At 54.2% G+C, this 18,563-nt stretch carries 18 protein-coding genes; 10 read left to right on the top strand and 8 right to left on the bottom strand.

The features are described from left to right. Positions 1-12: 12 nt before the first annotated feature. Genes DBR37_RS02270 through DBR37_RS02280 form a run of 3 tightly spaced genes read right to left on the bottom strand, consistent with a single transcriptional unit; the run spans position 13 to position 2,210 of the window. Positions 13-1,302: an arsenic transporter gene (locus DBR37_RS02270; protein ID WP_124572676.1), complete on the bottom strand. Its 1,290-nt coding sequence runs from the start codon at positions 1,300-1,302 to the stop codon at positions 13-15. 30 nt (positions 1,303-1,332) lie between these two features. After that, a complete protein-coding gene (locus DBR37_RS02275; RefSeq protein ID WP_124572677.1) occupies positions 1,333-1,833 on the bottom strand; it encodes an arsenate reductase ArsC in 501 nt (166 codons plus the stop codon). A 35-nt stretch (positions 1,834-1,868) separates the two neighbouring features. Continuing rightward, positions 1,869-2,210: a helix-turn-helix transcriptional regulator gene (locus DBR37_RS02280; RefSeq protein WP_124572678.1), complete on the bottom strand. Its 342-nt coding sequence runs from the start codon at positions 2,208-2,210 to the stop codon at positions 1,869-1,871. Between the two features lie 755 nt (positions 2,211-2,965). Between DBR37_RS02280 and DBR37_RS02285 the strand changes: the two genes are divergently transcribed. The 3 genes from DBR37_RS02285 to rarD all read left to right on the top strand — a co-directional run bounded on the left by DBR37_RS02285 (position 2,966) and on the right by rarD (position 7,635). Next, complete coding sequence (locus DBR37_RS02285; RefSeq protein WP_199739032.1) at positions 2,966-4,024, top strand: GGDEF domain-containing protein; 1,059 nt, start codon at positions 2,966-2,968, stop codon at positions 4,022-4,024. Between the two features lie 342 nt (positions 4,025-4,366). Beyond that, positions 4,367-6,541: a TonB-dependent receptor domain-containing protein gene (locus DBR37_RS02290; protein ID WP_233588257.1), complete on the top strand. Its 2,175-nt coding sequence runs from the start codon at positions 4,367-4,369 to the stop codon at positions 6,539-6,541. Between the two features lie 203 nt (positions 6,542-6,744). Beyond that, complete coding sequence (rarD, locus tag DBR37_RS02295) at positions 6,745-7,635, top strand: EamA family transporter RarD (RefSeq protein ID WP_124572680.1); 891 nt, start codon at positions 6,745-6,747, stop codon at positions 7,633-7,635. Between the two features lie 60 nt (positions 7,636-7,695). On the opposite strand, the gene DBR37_RS02300 is transcribed toward rarD, so the two are convergent. Beyond that, positions 7,696-9,573: a potassium transporter Kup gene (locus DBR37_RS02300; protein WP_124572681.1), complete on the bottom strand. Its 1,878-nt coding sequence runs from the start codon at positions 9,571-9,573 to the stop codon at positions 7,696-7,698. A 274-nt stretch (positions 9,574-9,847) separates the two neighbouring features. Between DBR37_RS02300 and ettA the strand changes: the two genes are divergently transcribed. From ettA to DBR37_RS02325, 5 genes are all read left to right on the top strand, one after another. After that, positions 9,848-11,515, top strand: coding sequence for an energy-dependent translational throttle protein EttA (ettA, locus tag DBR37_RS02305; RefSeq protein ID WP_124572682.1), 1,668 nt, complete (start codon positions 9,848-9,850; stop codon positions 11,513-11,515). 237 nt (positions 11,516-11,752) lie between these two features. Further along, positions 11,753-12,751 carry an ABC transporter substrate-binding protein gene (locus DBR37_RS02310; RefSeq protein WP_124572683.1) on the top strand — a complete coding sequence of 333 codons (999 nt, stop codon included), beginning with the start codon at positions 11,753-11,755 and terminating at the stop codon, positions 12,749-12,751. An 18-nt stretch (positions 12,752-12,769) separates the two neighbouring features. Then, the gene (locus tag DBR37_RS02315) at positions 12,770-13,537 is read left to right on the top strand and encodes an ABC transporter permease (RefSeq protein WP_124572684.1); all 768 of its coding nucleotides are present in this window, start codon (positions 12,770-12,772) and stop codon (positions 13,535-13,537) included. Further along, positions 13,525-14,265 carry an ABC transporter ATP-binding protein gene (locus DBR37_RS02320; protein WP_124572685.1) on the top strand — a complete coding sequence of 247 codons (741 nt, stop codon included), beginning with the start codon at positions 13,525-13,527 and terminating at the stop codon, positions 14,263-14,265. Before DBR37_RS02315 ends, DBR37_RS02320 begins: the two co-directional genes overlap by 13 nt. A 25-nt stretch (positions 14,266-14,290) precedes the next feature. Then, entirely contained in the window at positions 14,291-14,584 is a 294-nt protein-coding gene (locus DBR37_RS02325; protein WP_124572686.1) for a hypothetical protein, read from the top strand. Positions 14,585-14,629: 45 nt separating this feature from the next. Here the strand turns inward: DBR37_RS02325 and DBR37_RS02330 are convergent, their stop codons facing one another. The 4 genes from DBR37_RS02330 to DBR37_RS02345 form a co-directional block, all read right to left on the bottom strand. After that, positions 14,630-14,893, bottom strand: coding sequence for a pentapeptide MXKDX repeat protein (locus DBR37_RS02330; protein WP_124572687.1), 264 nt, complete (start codon positions 14,891-14,893; stop codon positions 14,630-14,632). A gap of 73 nt (positions 14,894-14,966) precedes the next feature. Continuing rightward, on the bottom strand, positions 14,967-15,719 hold the full coding sequence (locus DBR37_RS02335) for a molybdopterin-dependent oxidoreductase (protein ID WP_370454226.1): 753 nt from the start codon (positions 15,717-15,719) through the stop codon (positions 14,967-14,969). 42 nt (positions 15,720-15,761) lie between these two features. Continuing rightward, positions 15,762-16,361 (bottom strand): cytochrome b/b6 domain-containing protein, encoded by a 600-nt coding sequence (locus DBR37_RS02340; RefSeq protein WP_124572689.1) that lies wholly within the window; start codon positions 16,359-16,361, stop codon positions 15,762-15,764. Continuing rightward, complete coding sequence (locus DBR37_RS02345) at positions 16,358-17,137, bottom strand: thioredoxin family protein (protein WP_124572690.1); 780 nt, start codon at positions 17,135-17,137, stop codon at positions 16,358-16,360. Before DBR37_RS02345 ends, DBR37_RS02340 begins: the two co-directional genes overlap by 4 nt. 127 nt (positions 17,138-17,264) lie before the next feature. On the opposite strand from DBR37_RS02345, the gene DBR37_RS02350 reads away from it, so the two are divergent. Together DBR37_RS02350 and DBR37_RS02355 are read left to right on the top strand one after the other, a co-directional pair. After that, positions 17,265-17,846, top strand: a complete 582-nt coding sequence (locus DBR37_RS02350) for a sigma-70 family RNA polymerase sigma factor (RefSeq protein ID WP_199739012.1) — start codon at positions 17,265-17,267, stop codon at positions 17,844-17,846. Beyond that, a complete protein-coding gene (locus DBR37_RS02355; protein WP_124572691.1) occupies positions 17,843-18,484 on the top strand; it encodes an NrsF family protein in 642 nt (213 codons plus the stop codon). Before DBR37_RS02350 ends, DBR37_RS02355 begins: the two co-directional genes overlap by 4 nt. Positions 18,485-18,563: the final 79 nt, after the last annotated feature.

Here is an 18,563-nt window from a genome sequence, read left to right on the forward strand (position 1 = left end):
GATGAATGTGCTTTATAAAGTCCATTGCAGACGCAGTGCCAGCGCAATCAATGTGATGAGCAAAATGGGCAGGGTCATGACGATGCCGACGCGTAAGTAGTAGCCCCATGTAATGCGGATGTTTTTGCGTGCCAGCACATGCAGCCAAAGCAAGGTGGCCAGGCTACCGATAGGCGTAATCTTGGGCCCGAGATCGCTGCCGATGACATTCGCGTAAATCATCGCGCTACGCACCACCCCTTGCGCGGTGCTGGCATCTATCGACAGTGCGCCCACCAGCACCGTCGGCATATTGTTCATCACCGAAGAGAGTATGGCCGTCAGCAAACCGGTTCCCAGCGCAGCGCCCCATACGCCATATTCGGCAAAATGATTCAGTACCATCGCCAGGTAATCGGTCATGCCTGCGTTCCGCAAACCATACACCACCAGATACATGCCGAGCGAGAACAGCACGATCTGCCATGGCGCATCCTTCACCACCTTGCGCGTTGAAATGAGGTGGCCGCGCGCGGCGACCGCCAGCAGAATAATAGCGGCGGCACTTGCTACTGCACTGATAGGAACGCCCAAAGGCTCCAGTCCAAAGCAACCTGCCAGTAACAAAGCCAATACCCAGAATCCGGCGCGGAAGGTGGCTGGGTCACGGATGACCTGATGCGGAAGTTGCAAACTGTTGACGTCGTAGCTGGCCGGAATGTCGCGTCTATAGAACAACAGCAGCATGCCCAACGTAGCCGCGATCGCCACCAGATTCACCGGCAGCATGACGGACGCGTATTCCGCGAAACCTATCCTGAAGTAATCGGCGGAGACGATATTCACCAGGTTGGACACCACCAGCGGCAAGCTGGCGGTATCCGCAATAAAGCCTGCTGCCATGACAAATGCCAGTGTCGCTGCCGGCGAAAATCTCAGTGCCGTCAGCATCGCGATCACGATAGGCGTCAGTATCAATGCGGCACCGTCATTGGCGAATAAAGCAGAAACCAGTGCCCCCAGCAAAACCAGGTAGGCAAACAGCAGGCGTCCGCTACCCCGCCCCCAGCGCGCAACATGCAGTGCCGCCCAGGCGAAGAAGCCCGCCTCATCCAGCAACAGACTGATGATAATGATGGCGATGAAACTGATGGTGGCATTCCAGACTATGCCCCACACGACGGCAATGTCCGCCAGTTGCACCACGCCGCAGAGCAATGCCAGCGCAGCGCCTATGGCGGCACTCCAGCCTATCTTCAAACCGCGCGGCTGCCAGATTACCAACCCGATAGTGGCAATGAATATGAGGAAAGCGGTCAGCATCACATCTCGCACTTGCGCCAGATAATCAGACTAGACACCGCTTGCGCCTATCTTTTTCAGTTCGTGATGGATCGTATTTTTTTCCAGCATGGCTATCGGCAGGCTAACGAAGGTATTCACTCGCCCCATGATTTGCTTGAATACCTTGTGGAAGACTGCGCGTTTTTCTTCATCGCTGCCTTGCGCAGCGGCAGGATCTTCAAAACCCCAATGAGCCGACATTGGTTGTCCCGGCCAGATAGGACAGACTTCGCCTGCAGCGTTGTCGCACACCGTGATGATGAAATCCATTTTCGGTGCGCCATCCACCGCGTATTCATCCCAGCTCTTACTACGCAAATGTTCAGTCGGATAGCCGGTAGTCTTTACCAGTTCCACAGCAAACGGGTTGACCGTGCCGCCCGGCTGGCTGCCAGCGCTGAATACCCGAAACCGGCCATGCCCCATAGTCGACAGCAAGGCTTCCGCCATGATGCTGCGTGCTGAGTTACCGGTACAAAGGAAAAGTACATTAAAAGTCTTATCTAACATTTGATGGACCTGCAGTGAATTAAGAATTGTTGGAATCAGCGCTTTACTGTTTTTGCGTCATCACAAGCCGGCGTACACGCCGGCGTGCATGGATTACCACCACAGCAGTTCTCGGTCAGGAAGGCAATCAAGCCATTCATGGCGCCGTAGTTGGCGGCGTAATGTATGTAGCGCCCGGCCTGGGTTGCAGTAAGCAGACCCGCGTGACTCAGTTCTTTCAGATGGAAGGACAATGAGGAAGGGGGAATTTCCAGCGCTTCGCTGATTTTGCTTGCTGCCAGACCTTCGGGCCCGACCTGCACCAGCAGGCGGAACACCGCAAGACGGGAATCATGCGCAAGCGCGGCGAGGGAGGTAATAGCGTTTTTAGTTTCCATGATTCGATAATAGTCGAATTATGGAATTGATGCAAAAAATTCGCACTTATTGGGCTATTGATCAGGAAAGGTGCAATTGCACGGCGACAAGGCCATGCATGCCCTGCCGAGGTGCACTTGCTTTTCGCTTGCTCATCCAGCCCGGCTTCTGCGACGCGCCGGATGATAGGAGTAACTGAGGCGGGTAAGTGAAGTGGGCTACAAGCACAAACATGAACACGCCGCATAAAACACACCATGCACATCACACAAAACTTGCTCCACGCATTCTGCCTGCACTCACCTTGTTGCATCAGAAAGTTATGCCGCATATCTTCGCTGACCCGGTACATACGCATAGTGTTTTTTCGGACTAAAAAATACCAAAAACACGCCGGGCACAGAATATGCACACCACAAAATTACCTCATGGAAACTATTTTGTTACTTTTAAAAAACGGCGTGTCAGATGACCACACGCCATGTCATAGCGAGGAAAAAAAGCAAACGTAAAATATGATTTCCATGCGCCAAGACAGGGATTTGTTGCTTTCTATTCAGATAGAATGGTTCTCACTAATTAAGCAATAAAAACCAATAAAAGCGGCTTAATTGCTTCTCTTGCGCTCTTGAAATTCGTTTCCGCTGTTGAAACTTGCTGCTCTTAACAGAAAATTTTTCTTGAAGTCATGCCTCATGTTCACACGGATACACACAACATTTTTTGGTCTAAGTCTTTGCATGGGTAACGCGTGAGTACCTCAGAACCCCTCATGATGGGATCGCTGCTGGATCATCTGGTAGAGATCACCGGTCATCGTGATCACGACCTGCTCGACATTTCGGTCATGACCGCTTTGTTGAACATGGTAGGTGTGGCCGAAGCACGCGTGATGGAATTATTCCAGTCACGTGGCGAACTGTTTGTGCGTCCTCGTGTGTGGATTTCCGGCGGCGCCGTAAAAACCGTGGATGACGAACAAGTTACTGCCGAACAACCCGGCGAACCTATCGTCTCCTTCCCCGGCCTGGTTGCCTGCATCGCACAACGCAAAAACCGCCTCGAAGAAACTCGCGAAAACGGCCAGCACGTCTTGTGGATACCGATCTGGCAAAACGACAAAGTCTCGACCTGCCTGGAAATAGCGCATATACAGCCGTTCACAGCACAGATGCTGCAAGTGATGGAAGGCATACTCAGCGTCTATCGCAACTATCAAAGTCTGCTGGATTACAGCGAACGTGACTCGCTGACCGGGCTACTCAATCGCAAAACCTTCGACGAAAAATTCGCCCGCATGGTGAATGCCAAACCATCGGAATCCACTGCACCTGATGACGGTGACAGGCGCCATCATCATGACGTGAAGTCGCAATGGCTGGCCGTCATCGACATCGACCATTTCAAACGCGTCAATGATCAGTTCGGACATCTCTATGGCGACGAAGTACTGATTCTGGTCGCGAACGTCTTGCGCACTTCTTTCCGTGCGCAGGATCGCGTCTTCCGTTTCGGCGGCGAAGAATTTGTCGTGCTGCTGCGCTCGGCCACGCTGGCCGATGCGCAAATGGTGTTTGAACGCTTCCGTTCCAACATCGAACAAAACTCCTTCCCCCAAGTCGGCCAGATTACCGTCAGCATCGGCTTCGCCAGCATCTCGCAGGAAACCCCGGTCGTCATCCTCGGTCGTGCCGACCAGGCGCTGTACTACGCGAAAGACCATGGCCGCAACCAGGTCTGCTACTACGACGAATTGCTGGATCAGGGCCTGCTGCAAGTCGGCAAGAAGGTGGAATCGGTGGAGTTTTTCTTCGACGATCCGACTGACAGCTAAAGCGCTGCTGCAACGCTGGCATAAGTCCGCGTTGCTCATCTGCACTCTTCCCCCTGCTTTTTGCGTTATTTCTTAGCAATCTTCCGGCTACGCCGGAGTCAACGCGCGCGTGCATCAAATACACAACACCCTTAACGAGAAAACTCTTAATATGCGGCTGGCCGGACCATCGATATTGCAAATCATTCTCGTTTGCATTAATATCGCGTTAAATTTACGTTAAGAATACGTTAAATATCAGCCAGCCAAACACCGAAGTCGGACGTCCCCCGCTCCATTTCCCCTGTGTACTAGCCAGCCATCGACACCCCCTAGCCGGGATTCCCTTTTTCTGGAGCAAGCATGGCAATGCAATTACCGGACGGCGCACGTCCATTTGACCCGTCGACGACCAACACTTTCCGCGCCGAAAGCGCACTGGAGCGCCATGCTCGCCGCAACTGGCCTTTGGCAGCAGCATTGATGCTTGCGTCGGCCTCTTCCTTTGCGCAAACCTCGGATCAGCAATTAGCAGAAGTCGTGGTCAGTGCTTCGGGTTTCGAACAGGCAATCAAAGATGCGCCTGCCAGTGTGACCATTATTACGCGCGAAGAGTTAGAAACAACTCGCGTCAGCAGTCTGGCTGAAGCGCTCAGCCACGTTGAAGGCATAGACGTTACAGATGGCATAGGTAAGACCGGTGGCTTGGATATCAAAATTCGCGGCATGGAAAGCCGATTCACCCTGATCTTGGTTGATGGTCGCCGTCAAAATCCGGCCGGTAACGTCGTGCCAAATGGATTTGGCGACACTTCCTCATCTTTCATGCCGCCACCGTCGGCAATTGAACGAATAGAAATTATTCGTGGCCCTATGGCGACCCTGTACGGATCTGACGCAATGGGTGGCGTCGTCAATATCATTACCCGTAAAGTTGGCAAACAATGGTCTGGCTCTATTACTCTTGACGGCACCATCAACGAACATCGTGACTACGGTGACTCACAATCTGCCAGCGTCTATCTAAGCGGCCCCATCAAAGAAGATCTGCTTGGCTTGCAAGTCCGGGCACGCAAATATCATCGCGATAACTCTGACATCCAATGGAGAGGCAGAAATCCTGCAAACACTTTGGTTATCGGGGCAAGCCCAACTCGCGCTGATGTTGAAACAGTAGGCGCTCGTTTAACCTTAACCCCAAATAAAAACCATGATCTGTCTATCGATGTTGATCGCACACGGCAGGAATATGACAACCGATGGGGACAAATCGGCACCTTGGATACCAAAACCGTCTTTTCAGGATACGGTCCGAAACAAAACTTCAATCGGGATCAGATAACGTTGGCTCACACATGGCGCATGGATAAAAGCGTCCTTGAGTCCAGCCTGATGAAGAACACAACAGAAACAATTGGACGCACCATTCCCAACTTAAATAACCCGCCACCAGGCGTCATTCCGGGCGCTCCGCGTACCCTTGAGTCTGAAAGCATCGTTTTCGATACCAAATTCACGACAGCCATAGGCAACAATATGCTTACGGTCGGCGGTCAATGGTGGGAAGCTAAGATGATTGAAGGTGTTGCAACAAAAAATTTCCAACACAGACAAACTGCAATATTTGCCGAAAACGAATGGCGCATTAAAAAAGATCTGGCTCTTACTTTAGGCATTCGTCAGGACAACCATAGTGTTTTTGGCGGAGCTACATCACCTCGCGCCTATTTGGTATGGAACAGCACCGATAACTGGACATTCAAAGGCGGTGTCAGCAAAGCCTATCGCACTCCTGGGCTTGAACAATTGTTTGAGGGCGTTGTCGGCTATACCGGACAAGGAAGAAACCAAACTCTCGGCAACCCAGACCTTAAGCCTGAACGTAGCATTACGGGCGAAGTTGGCGCGTACTTTGACAATCTGAATGGCTTCCGTGCAAACGCAACCATCTTCAGAACCAATTTCGAAGACGCTATTTCGAGTCAATCGCTTGCTCCCATCGTTGTCGGTGGTGTGACCATTAATCGTTCGCGTCCAATTAACGTCGACGAAGCCACCATTCAAGGAATTGAACTTGGTAGCAGCTATGACTTTGCAAAAGTATGGCGGGTAAGCGCAAACTATACCTATATCGATAGTGAGCAAAAATCTGGGATCAATGCCGGGAAACCACTAAACAGTACGCCAAAACATACCCTCAATGCGAAAGTGAATTGGCAAGCCAGCCCTATGCTGAATCTATGGGCGCAAGCGAAATATACGGGTGAGCGTTATCGCTTAGAAGATACCGGAACATCCACGGCTAAAGCTACTTTAGGAAACTATAAAGCCTATGGCTTACTGGATCTTGGTGGCAACTACAAGGTCAACAAATCATTGACCTTCAATGCTGCAATTTACAATTTGCTTGATAAAAATTTCGCCGATTATTACCCCGTTGTAAGTACTGCGACTCCGCCGGTGACAAGCTACCAGTCGCAATATAACGGTAACTTCGAGCGTCGTCGCCTTTGGATTTCGGCAAACTACACGTTCTGATAAACACCTCAATACACCCTCTCTGCAGTATCCTCTCGCGCACGACAGCCTTCTGGCTGTCGTGCGCTTTTTTATTTTGCTGCCTGGTAAGCCAGCTGCCCAACCCGCATTTTTCCTGACAAAAACGCGCTTTGCCGATTACTGGGATAATCCTTCCGTTACACAGGGCAACTTTTCTGCCCGTCTATACGGACTTATCCATCATGAATCCCGGCATGCTGTACGCACTCTGCGCCTATCTGGCCTGGGGCTCGTTTCCGATTTACTTCAAATCCCTGCACGACATTGCGCCGCTCGAAATCCTGCTGCATCGCATGGTGTGGGCTCTCGGTTTCCTGCTGATCGTGCTGGCCGTGCGCAGGCAGTGGGCGTGGTTAAGCGCGGTCTTGCGCCAACCCAAAGTGCTGGCCGGATTTACCGCCAGCGCCTTGCTGCTTTCAACCAACTGGTTTGTGTATATCTGGGCGGTGAATCACGATCGCATCATCGATGCCAGCCTTGGTTATTTCATGACGCCGCTGGTGAATGTCTTGCTCGGTTTTCTGGTGCTGGGTGAGCGCCTGCGTCGTCTGCAATGGGCAGCTGTATTAATCGCCGCTGTCGGCGTAGCCTGGCTGACCTGGGAAAACGGGCATTTGCCGTGGATAGGACTGACGCTGGGTCTGACTTTTGGTACTTACGGTTTGTTGCGCAAAACGGCCACGCTGGGTGCACTGGAAGGCTTGTCGCTGGAAACGCTATTACTCTTTCCGCTGGCCATCCTGGCTTTAAGCGTAATGGCGTGGAATGGTCAAAATAGTTTTATCCATGCACCCGCTACTTCGCAGTGGTTGCTGGTGGCCGCAGGCCCTATCACAGCCATCCCTTTGCTGATGTTCGCCAGCGCCGCACGACGCATTCCGCTTTCTACACTCGGACTACTGCAATACATCACGCCTACGCTGCAATTGCTGGTCGGTGTCTGGCTGTATCACGAGCCATTCAATAGCGCACGCCTGATCGGCTTTGCCGCGATCTGGATTGCACTGGGCTTGTATTCCGCGGATGGCGTGTGGCAGAGCTACCGACCTGCAAGCAGCGATACGCAAAAGTAGGCACGCATAAAAAAAGGCAACACCGCTGTGTTGCCTTTTTTATGTCTCCGTCTGTTGCGCTTAAATCTCTACCTTGGTACCCAGCTCAATCACGCGGTTGGAAGGGATTTGATAGTAATCCGCTGCGCCACGTGCATGGCGCGACATCGCGACGAAGATGTGTTCGCGCCACAGCGCCATGCCACGCACCGGATTCGCCACCACGGTCTGGCGTGCGATGAAGAATGATGTTTCCATCATTTCAAACTCCAGCCCCTGATCCTTCGCCAGTTCCAGCGCCGCAGGAATATCCGGCACGTTCTTGAAGCCGTAAGTCACGTCCATTTGATAACAATCGTCACCCAGCAAATGGATACGCACCTGATCGCTAGTCGGCACGTACGGTACTTCCATCATGCGTACGGTCAGGAAAACGACGCGCTCGTGCAGCACTTTGTTATGCGACAAATTGTGCAACATCGCGTGCGGCACACCATCCGATTCGCCGCGCAGGAAGATCGCGGTGCCCGGTACGCGGGTCGGTGGCGAGATGAACAACGATGCAAGGAAGTCTTCCAGCGGAATCGCATGCTTTTGCAGATTATCGAATACCAGTTCGCGGCCACGTTTCCAGGTCAGCATCAGGGTAAACAGGATCATACCGAGCAAGAGCGGGAACCAGCCGCCATGGAACAGCTTGAGCATATTCGCAGAGAACAGGCTCAGGTCGATCACCAGGAAGAAGCCGGTCGACGCCAGGCACAGCAAGAGGTTGTATTTCCAGCGATAACGAATCACAAAGAAAGTCAGTATCGTAGTCACCAGCATGGTGGCGGTCACGGCGATACCGTATGCCGCTGCCAGATCGGACGAGGAACCGAAACCCACCACAGCCATCACCACCACTGCCATTTGTAACCAGTTCACCGCGGGGATATAAATCTGGCCGATCTGGCTGGCCGAGGTGAATTCAATCTTCATGCGCGGCAGGAAGCCCAGAGCGATCGCCTGCTTGGTCATGGAGAACGTTCCGGAAATCGTCGCCTGCGATGCAATGATGGCAGCCATCGTCGACAACGCCACCAGCGGATAAATACTCCATGCGCCGAGTTGCTGATAAAACGGATTGGTCACTGCGTCCGGACGCATCAGCAGCAACGCGCCCTGGCCCAGGTAATTCAATGCCAGCGCCGGGAACGCCACCATGAACCACGCCATGCGTATAGGCTTCGCGCCGAAGTGGCCCATATCGGCATACAGCGCTTCGGCGCCGGTGAAAGCCAGCACGACAGCACCCAGTGCAATGAAAGCGAGGAAACGGTTGCCGTCCAGGAAATGCAATGCATGCCAAGGATTGAGCGCATACAGGATTTGCGGCGCATCGATGATATTGATGACGCCCATTACTGCCAGCGTGCCAAACCAGATCACCATGATGGGACCAAACCATTTGCCGATACCGGCGGTACCGCGCGCCTGTAGCGAATACAAACCGACCAGCACGGCTACTGTCAGCGGCACCACGTAAGGATCAAAGGTTTCTGTCGCGACGCTCAGGCCTTCAATCGCCGACAGCACGGAAATCGCCGGGGTAATCACGCTATCGCCGTAAAACAGCGTGGCACCGAACAAACCCATGACCAGCAGCGGAAAGTACCAGCGCGAATTGCGCGTAACCGAAGAAAGTGCCAGTGCCATCAAGGCCATGATGCCGCCTTCGCCGCGATTATTCGCGCGCAGCACCAGCGTGACGTATTTGAGGGAAACGATAACGATGAGGCCCCAGACGATCAGCGAGACGACGCCGAGCAGGTTTTCCGGGGTGAGAGCCAGACCGTGTTCTTTGGAGAACACTTCTTTCATCGTATATAAAGGACTGGTACCAATGTCGCCGTACACAATGCCGACAGCGGCCAGAGTCAATGCAGCTAGGCTGCTTTTTTTATCTGGTGAAGCCAAAGAGTGCTCTCTTTAGAAGGATGGTGCGTCGCACAATAGGATAAGCGACTCCATAATGCAAGAAAATATGTCCATATGCATAGACAGTGTTGCACTAAAGTTGAATCTCGCCCAGCCCTAGTTTACAAACCGCCAAATTTTCGGTTTTAAATGCCTTAAACCCTTTTTGCTGCCGATATATCTATCGATATCGGCTATCAGACTTACCCTCACGCGCCGCATCGGTTATCCTTGCACCCACCTCTTAGACAAGCAACCTCATCTAGAAATAACAATGGCAAATTACGTTTACACCATGAATCGCGTGGGCAAGATCGTCCCACCGAAACGTCAGATCCTGAAAGACATCTCGCTGTCCTTCTTCCCCGGCGCAAAAATCGGCGTACTGGGCCTGAACGGCTCAGGCAAATCAACGCTGCTGAAAATCATGGCCGGTATCGATACCGACATCATCGGTGAAGCACGCCCGGCGCCCAATCTCAATATCGGTTACCTGCCGCAAGAGCCACAACTCGATCCGGAACAAACCGTACGCCAGGCAGTAGAAGGCGGACTCGGCGAAGTCTTCGAAGCCAAGGCCAAGCTGGAAGAAGTGTATGCCGCCTATGCCGATCCGGATGCGGATTTCGACGCCCTCGCCACCGAGCAGGCACGTCTGGAAGCCATCATCTCCACCTCCGCCGGCGACAATCCGGAACAACAACTGGAAATGGCCGCCGATGCATTGCGCCTGCCACCGTGGGACGCCAAGATCGGCGTCCTGTCCGGCGGTGAAAAACGTCGCGTCGCACTGTGCCGTTTGCTGCTGTCCAAACCCGACATGCTCCTGCTCGACGAACCGACCAACCATCTGGACGCTGAATCGGTAGACTGGCTCGAACAATTCCTGCAACGCTTCCCGGGCACCGTCGTCGCGATTACCCATGATCGCTACTTCCTCGACAATGCCGCTGAATGGATACTCGAGCTGGATCGCGGCCACGGTATTCCGTGGAAAGGCAACTACAGCTCGTGGCTGGAACAAAAAGGCGATCGCCTGAAGCAGGAAGAAGCAACCGAATCGTCGCGCCAGAAAACCATTGCCAAGGAATTGGAATGGGTACGCCAGAATCCGAAAGGTCGTCAGGCCAAATCGAAGGCACGTCTGGCCCGCTTCAACGAGTTGTCCGAACACGAATACCAAAAGCGCAATGAAACACAAGAGATCTTCATCCCGGTCGCTGAGCGTCTTGGTAATGAAGTCATCGAATTCAAGAATGTCTCGAAGGCATTCGGTGATCGCCTGCTGATCGACAACCTGAGCTTCCGCATTCCTGCGGGCGCCATCGTCGGCATCATCGGCCCTAACGGCGCCGGTAAATCGACCCTGTTCAAAATGATCACCGGCAAGGAACAACCGGATAGCGGCGAAGTCGTGATCGGTACCACCGCCAAGGTATCTATCGTCGATCAGTCGCGCGATACGCTGAATGACGGCAAGACCGTGTTTGAAGATGTCACCGGCGGTGCCGACATCCTGACCGTAGGTCGCTTTGAAATGCCGTCGCGCGCCTACCTCGGCCGCTTCAACTTCAAAGGCGGCGACCAGCAAAAAATCGTCGGCAACCTGTCCGGTGGTGAACGCGGCCGCCTGCATCTGGCCAAGACCCTGCTGATGGGCGGCAACGTCCTGCTGCTGGATGAACCGTCCAATGATCTGGACGTGGAAACCCTGCGTGCGCTGGAAGACGCCTTGCTGGAATTTGCCGGCAGCGTATTGGTGATCTCCCATGATCGCTGGTTCCTCGATCGTATCGCGACCCACATCCTGGCATTCGAAGGCAATTCGCAAGTGACCTTCTTTGACGGCAACTATCAGGAATACGAAGCTGACAAGCGTAAACGTCTGGGCGAAGAAGGTGCCAAGCCTAAGCGTATCCGCTACAAGCCTTTGACCACGTAAGCGGTCCCGGGAATATATTTCCTGCAGCAAGAATGGCGGCTCCGACATCGGGGTCGCCATTTTTTATGGCCTTCACGACAGCGGGATGGCGCAGGAAGCGCAGTACCGTCGCGGCTTTCCACGCGACGCGCACTGACAAAAAACAACTAAGGTTATTTCTTTTTGTTATTAAAGTCTGGCGCATGCTTTCAATACAATGGACGGTCTGAACCCAACTTGTCTCACTAGGCCATCAAAATGAAACGCATACTCGCATCAGTTGCCCTCGCGCTCGGCTTATCCGCCGCACACGCAGCTCCGCTGGAAGTCGGCTACCTGCCGATTATCCCTGCCGCCCAATTATTTATTGCTTACGAGCAAAACACATTGCCGCCTGAAGTACGCGCCGCCAAACTGGTGCAATTCCAAAGCGGTCCGGCACTGGTGCAGGCATTGCTGGCTGGCCAGCTGGACGTCGCTTATGTCGGCATCGGCCCGGCACTGGTTGCCAGCGCCAAAGGTGCTGACATTAAAGTAGTCGCATCGAATATCGTTGAACAAGTCAGCTTCGTCGCGATGGGCAACCTCGCACCCTACTTCGCATCGGGTGATGCATCGACCGCCTTTGCACGCTTCGCAAAAGATAACGGACGTCAACCTATCATCGCCAGCTATCCACGCGGCGCGGTACCGGAAGCAGCATTGCAATACTGGTTGCGCAAACGCGCCAAGGTTGATCCGGGCAGCTTCAAGCTGATCTATCAGGGCGAAGCGCAAATCCAGCAAGCGCTGCTGACCGGCGCAATCGATGGTGCCGCCATCCTCGAACCTACCGTCACCACCGTCCTGACCAAGGCACCGAAAGCACGCGTGGTCGCACGTGGTTCAGAACTGTTCCCGCATCAGCCAGGTGCGGTATTGCTGGTACGCGAGAAACTGATACGTGAACAACCGGAAGTGGTAAAGGCGCTGGTCAAAGCGCATATCGCTGCGACCAAGCTGCTGGAAACCAATCCGGTACAAGCGGCGCCATACGTGCAGAAGTATGTGGGTGGCGGACGCCTCGATGTCGCTCTGGTGGAAAAAGCCATACGCAACTCCAAAGGCCAATTCACTGCGAACCCGAACACCATCATTCCGGCCACACTGGTGCTGCAAAAATTCCAGGCTGAAACCGGCACGCTGGAAGGACCTGCAGCCGACGCTACCAAGCTGTTCGACACCCGCTTTTACGATGCCGTCGCAGCTGGCCGTTAAACCCGGAAATTGCAGTCTATGAAGCAGTCTTCAGTAAGCTGGTTGACGCGTGCGAGCTACGGTATCGCAGGCGTCGTTATATTCGTATTGTTGTGGAAGGCATCCGGCTACTTTGCATGGGTGAATCCCGGCACCTTGCCGGATCCATTCAAGTTGCCGCAAGCCTTCATGCAGGAATGGAACGCAGGTCGCCTGTTGCCTGCCATCGGCTCCAGCCTGGTTCATTACTTCTGGGGCCTGGGGCTGGGCACCTTCTTCGGCATCGCCTTTGGCCTGGCTGCCGCGACCATCCGTCCGTTTGATTTATTGCAGGCTTACCTGATCCGCATCCTGCGCCCTATTCCGCCGCTGGCCTGGGTCGTGTTTGCGATTGCCTGGTTCAAGGTCAGCCACGCTGGCGCGGCATTCGTGATTTCCATCGGCGTGTTCTGGATCAACTACTACGCCACTGCCAGTGCGGTACGCAACATTGATCCGCGCTTCTATGAACTGGCGCGCAGCTTCGGACAAGGCAGTTACTGGCGCCGCGCCATCAGCATTACCCTGCCCGCGATAGCACCAGGCACTCTGGCAGGGATACGCACCGGCATCGGCCAGGCCTGGATGACGCTGATCGCAGCCGAATTGCTGGGTGTGCCCGGCATGGGGCAAGAGATGAACGCCGCTGCAGGCGTAGGTGCGTATGAAGCGGTCGTGATTTACATGCTGGCGATTTCGCTGGTGTATGCGGTCAGTGATTTGATCTACGTCCTGATCGAGAAAAGGCTTTTAGCATGGCGTCCGTAATTGAATTTGATCGCATCGCCTATCTGCATCCGGGTGCGACTGCGCCTGTCATACAGGATTTGTCGCTGACGATAGAAACCGGTGAATTCGTCGCCATCGTCGGCGGTTCCGGTGTCGGCAAGTCCACGCTGCTGCGCGCAGCCGCCGGATTAATTACGCCCAGCGAAGGCGATGTACAACTATTGCTCCCGCAACTCCAAGGGCGACGTCGTCGTGCGGTGGTGTTCCAGGATGGCCGCTTGCTACCGTGGCGCACCGTCGCTGACAACGTTGCCTACGGACTGGAGACACTGGGCATAGCTGCGGAAGAACAACAGTCACGCATCAGGGATGCTTTGCAATTGACCGGCCTCGCCGAGTTTGGTGAGCGCTGGCCGCATCAACTGTCTGGCGGTCAGGTACAACGCGTAGGCATTGCCCGTGCACTGGCGGTACAACCGGACTTGCTATTGATGGATGAACCATTCAGCGCCGTCGATGCGTTGACACGACGCAACCTGCAAGCTGAACTGATGCGCATCTGGCAGGCGACGCAATCGGCCGTCATGTTCGTGACGCACGATATCGACGAAGCGGTTTTCCTGGCGGATCGCGTCATCGTACTGGGTGGCAGTCCGGCGACCGTCGTCGAGAACCTGAAAATAGATTTGCCCCGGCCACGCAACCGCGGCGATGCCACATTCGCGCAATATGTCGAACACCTGTCTACGCAACTAGGCGTACAGTAAGAACGTTCGCACACAGGAAATAGAAATGATACGTTTAGTGATACACGCCCCCACCCCCGAAGCACTGGAACGCGGGCGTCGCAATCTGGCGAATCTGCTGAAGGCCGAGCCGGATGCACAAGTGGAGCTGGTCGCCAACGCAGGTGCGGTAGTCACTGCATTAAAGCAACCGCATGAAGTCGACACTCACCTGCTGGTATGCCGCAACTCGCTGGTCGCCAATGATTTGCAGGCACCAGACAACATCGCGGTGGTAGCCGCAGCTGTATTGCATATCGCGCAGCGCCAGCATGAAGGCTGGGCTTATCTGCGCGCATAAAACTATCCGGCCTTAGCCGCTATCCCGGGCTAAGGCCGCAGCACCTTACTTCTTCATTTCATCTTTGGACATGGCGTCCTTGCCCATGTTGTCTTTCTTCATCGCATCTTTACCCATGTGATCTTTCTTCATGGCGTCTTTCTTCATGCCATCCTTGGCCATGTGATCCTTTTTCATCGCATCCTTGGACATGCTGTCTTTAGCCATGCCGTCGTGCGCCATACCATCCTTCTTCATTGCATCCTGTGCAAATACGGCACCGGACATCAGCAGGCAAGCGGACAGAACTACGGTAGTCATTGTTTTCATGATGTATTTCCTTTGATTGATTAAAAAAGAACTGCGAAAAAACTACGGGTGTAAAACTTCAGGGCGGCTGTCGTCAGCTGCCACCGAACCAGTTGTATCCCTGGTCTTCCCAATAACCCCCTGGATACTTATTCGTGACGTAAATAGCTTGTATGTGCTTCGGATTCTTGTAGCCGAGCTTGGTCGGCATGCGCAGCTTCATCGGGTAACCGTACTCCGGCGGCAAGGTCTGGCCGTCGTAGGTCAGCGCCATCAAGGTCTGCGGGTGCAGCGCGGTCGGCATATCGATGCTGGTGTAGTAATCATCGGCACATTTAAAGCCGACATACTTCGCGCTGAGGTCGGCACCAATGCGGCGCAGGAAGTATGAAAAAGGTACGCCACCCCATTTGCCTATCGCGCTCCAGCCTTCCACGCAGATATGGCGGGTCACCTGATCGCTTTGCGGCAGGTGACGTAGCTGTGCCAGGCTCCAGGGCGCGCGATTGGCAATCAAGCCACTCAGTTCGAGTCGCCAGGCATCGCCATCCACTTGCCTTACTTCATCGACGCCGTAATAGGCGTTGAATGGAAACGGCCGCGTGATCATGGAATCCGGATACGTCGGCGCCAGGCGATTCGGATCAAAAATCAAAGCCTGCACCCGGTCATTAAACTCAGACACTTTGGTGAGCGCCTGTTCCACACTGCTATCGTCGCTGATCGAGCAACCCGTCAGCAGGGACAATCCACCCAGCGTCAGCGTGCGTTGCAGGAAGGTACGGCGTGACGGCTGCTTTACCTCGCGTATTGCATCTGCCAGCAACGCGGCAGCATTACCCGGCATGACTATTGATTTCTTCTTCAACATATTCTTCTCCTGATCCGCTCAGCGACCGCGTATCATCGCCACCAGCGTGCGCGGCACCAGCGCCACCATCACCAGATGCACAACGACAAAGCCAACCAGTGCAGACATCGCAAAGAAGTGCACGCGGCGCGCAGCTTCATAACCACCCAGCAGTTCGCGCAAGAATGGAAATTGCACCGACTTCCACAGCACCAGCCCGGACAAAACGATCAGAATCAAATCGCCGACCACAAACAGATAGGCCACTTTTTGCACGGTGTTGTACTTGCGGGGATCGGCGTGCGCCAGTTTGCCTTTGAGTGCCGCCGCCATATCCTGCAAAAATGCACGCGGCGAGATCGGAAAAAACTGTCGGCGCATGCGTCCCGAAAAGAGATTGATCGCCAGATAGAAAATGCCGTTGATGAATAGCAGCCACATGGCAAAGAAATGCCATTGCAAGGCACCACCCAGCCAGCCGCCCAGCGTCAGATCAGATGGAAAGGAAAAATCGAATAATGGCGATGCGTTATAAATGCGCCAGCCGCTGCTGACCAATAACAAGACCGCGACTGCGTTTACCCAGTGCGTAACGCGCAGCCAGGCGGGATGTATCGTTGTATGTACACTGCTCATCATGACTCTCCCCGCAGATTGCATTGCGCCGTACTGACTGCCTGCAACACATTTCCGTCACGCGCATCCTGCACAAAAGCCACGGCCTGCAACTGACGTCTCTGCCATGCGGCTGGCAGTTCGACCCGTTGTTGCCAGCCCAGGCCACCTTGCACCAAGGGTATGGGGCCGAACCATGCTCTTGCGACATATTCATGTTTGAGCGTGACGCCACTGTTCTCACCACGCGATACCACCGACGTGAGAGCGTTCTCGGTGATTGCGACATAGAGTACGCCGGCCCGTTTCTGCTCATGTGGAATGACGTCGGCCGTCAGCGTAAGGACGTTGGTGCCGGTTGCGGCCACTTTTAATTGAATATCGAGCGGGGCAGGCTTGCTATTGATCGCCCTGATTGCGGCAGGAAAATCACTACGCCATGCGCGTAACTCATTGCCATTGACGAAGAACTGCGGGGTGTACACAACGTGATTCTTGCGATTGGCCAACAATGCGCTCTGACGCATGTCAAAAGCCTTTTGCGCATAAGGATCTTTCCAGCCTATCGCATCCCAGTAACTGACATGCAATGCCAATGGCACAATCTGCCCGACAGACTGCTGTCCCAACAGGCTCAGTTGCCTGTCAGCGGGAGGACAACTGGAACAACCTTCACTAGTGTAAAGTTCTACCAGCGCTGCTGTCGTCGCTCCGCTTTTGACCTCGCAACTCGCGCCTGCATACGCCGGGAGCGCAGTACCGATAGCAGTCGCGAAGATAGTCAGGGCAAACGGTTTCATGAACTGATCCATTACAGTGATGATGTAAAAGGTAGTTCGTACCGAAACCGAATTTGGTTACAAGAAAAATGAATTAAATATATTCTTGGCGAAATTTATTTTGCACATCGTGTTACCGAAAGCCCTGATGCAACGAATACCTAACAGAGAGAAGCCGGATCGCAACGAATTGAGCGAACTACGCTTGCATGCGCTATTCGTGCAAGGACTGGCGGGCGACCCCGGCGCTTACCGCAACTTTCTGCAGCTCACGGCGACCTATTTGCGTGCTTTTTTGCGCCGTCGCCTTAGTCGCTGGCCGGATGAAGTGGAAGACCTGGTGCAAGAGTCGCTATTGGCAATACACAACCAGCGTGCAACCTATGACGTGGATGCGCCACTGACTGCCTGGGTTTATGCAATAGCGAAGTACAAGCTGATCGACTGGTTACGTCGCCACGCACGGCGCGAGACACTGAATGATCCGCTGGATGATGAAAATGAATTGTTCACGACTGCCGACGGCGATGCACATGAAGCGCAGCGTGATCTGGGCAAACTGCTGGCCTTGCTGCCGGAACAGCAGCGAGCCGCCATCGTACATACCAAGCTGGACGGCTGGTCGGTACGCGAAACGGCAGCGGCACTGAATATATCCGAAGCCTCGGTCAAGGTCGCGGTACATCGCGGCCTGAAAGCGCTGGCTATCAAATTGCAGGATGAATCATGAAAACAGATGACTTGATCAATATGCTGGCGAGCGGGCCAGACGTTGCAGCGCCAAAGTTGCCGCTACGGCATTTTGCCGCGCTGATCGCTGGCGGCCTGCTGTTTAGCTGCATCCTGATGCTGACCTTCCTCGGCTTGCGCCCCAATATGGCGGAGCTGGCCATGTTGCCTGCGTTCTGGATCAAGATGGCTTTCGTGCTGGCACTAGTGGCGAGCGGCTGGCTGGCGGTCACCCGCCTGTCTGCGCCAGGTGCACGTACCAGCACACTACCGTTCGTGATTGCCTTGCCTATCATATTGATATGGCTGGTTGCCGCTACGTCGATGATGAATGCGGCACCCGATGAGCGCGCGTATTTGTTCTGGGGCGATACCTGGCACTATTGCTCGTGGCTGATTGTGATCCTGTCTTTACCTATCTTTGTAGCGCTACTGAAAGTGATGCGGCAACTGGCGCCTACCCGCCTGCGTCTGGCCGGTGCAGGTGCCGGCTTTGCCGCAGGGACGGCCGCGACACTGGTGTATTCCTTCCATTGTCCAGAAATTGCTGCACCGTTTATCGGCTTCTGGTATCTGCTCGGCATCCTGATCCCCAGCGTCATCGGTGCACTGATAGGCCCGCGCGTCTTGCGCTGGTGATTTTGCGCTGCTGATCTTGCGTCTATGACGCAAACGAAAAAAAACCAGTCCTGAGACTGGTTTTTTTGATTCGGCTGCG

It is taken from the genome of Herminiimonas sp. KBW02, from assembly GCF_003852535.1.
Classification (GTDB): Bacteria; Pseudomonadota; Gammaproteobacteria; order Burkholderiales; family Burkholderiaceae_D; genus Oxalicibacterium.

What these genes read in the sequence shown, in the direction of transcription:
- DBR37_RS02270 (WP_124572676.1), bottom strand. Translation starts at nt 1,302, where the DNA reads ATGCTGACCGCTTTCCTCATATTCATTGCCACTATCGGGTTGGTAATC.
- DBR37_RS02275 (WP_124572677.1), bottom strand. Translation starts at nt 1,833, where the DNA reads ATGTTAGATAAGACTTTTAATGTACTTTTCCTTTGTACCGGTAACTCA.
- DBR37_RS02280 (WP_124572678.1), bottom strand. Translation starts at nt 2,210, where the DNA reads ATGGAAACTAAAAACGCTATTACCTCCCTCGCCGCGCTTGCGCATGAT.
- DBR37_RS02285 (WP_199739032.1), top strand. Translation starts at nt 2,966, where the DNA reads ATGGGATCGCTGCTGGATCATCTGGTAGAGATCACCGGTCATCGTGAT.
- DBR37_RS02290 (WP_233588257.1), top strand. Translation starts at nt 4,367, where the DNA reads ATGGCAATGCAATTACCGGACGGCGCACGTCCATTTGACCCGTCGACG.
- rarD (WP_124572680.1), top strand. Translation starts at nt 6,745, where the DNA reads ATGAATCCCGGCATGCTGTACGCACTCTGCGCCTATCTGGCCTGGGGC.
- ettA (WP_124572682.1), top strand. Translation starts at nt 9,848, where the DNA reads ATGGCAAATTACGTTTACACCATGAATCGCGTGGGCAAGATCGTCCCA.
- DBR37_RS02310 (WP_124572683.1), top strand. Translation starts at nt 11,753, where the DNA reads ATGAAACGCATACTCGCATCAGTTGCCCTCGCGCTCGGCTTATCCGCC.
- DBR37_RS02315 (WP_124572684.1), top strand. Translation starts at nt 12,770, where the DNA reads ATGAAGCAGTCTTCAGTAAGCTGGTTGACGCGTGCGAGCTACGGTATC.
- DBR37_RS02320 (WP_124572685.1), top strand. Translation starts at nt 13,525, where the DNA reads ATGGCGTCCGTAATTGAATTTGATCGCATCGCCTATCTGCATCCGGGT.
- DBR37_RS02325 (WP_124572686.1), top strand. Translation starts at nt 14,291, where the DNA reads ATGATACGTTTAGTGATACACGCCCCCACCCCCGAAGCACTGGAACGC.
- DBR37_RS02330 (WP_124572687.1), bottom strand. Translation starts at nt 14,893, where the DNA reads ATGAAAACAATGACTACCGTAGTTCTGTCCGCTTGCCTGCTGATGTCC.
- DBR37_RS02335 (WP_370454226.1), bottom strand. Translation starts at nt 15,719, where the DNA reads ATGCCGGGTAATGCTGCCGCGTTGCTGGCAGATGCAATACGCGAGGTA.
- DBR37_RS02340 (WP_124572689.1), bottom strand. Translation starts at nt 16,361, where the DNA reads ATGATGAGCAGTGTACATACAACGATACATCCCGCCTGGCTGCGCGTT.
- DBR37_RS02345 (WP_124572690.1), bottom strand. Translation starts at nt 17,137, where the DNA reads ATGAAACCGTTTGCCCTGACTATCTTCGCGACTGCTATCGGTACTGCG.
- DBR37_RS02350 (WP_199739012.1), top strand. Translation starts at nt 17,265, where the DNA reads ATGCAACGAATACCTAACAGAGAGAAGCCGGATCGCAACGAATTGAGC.
- DBR37_RS02355 (WP_124572691.1), top strand. Translation starts at nt 17,843, where the DNA reads ATGAAAACAGATGACTTGATCAATATGCTGGCGAGCGGGCCAGACGTT.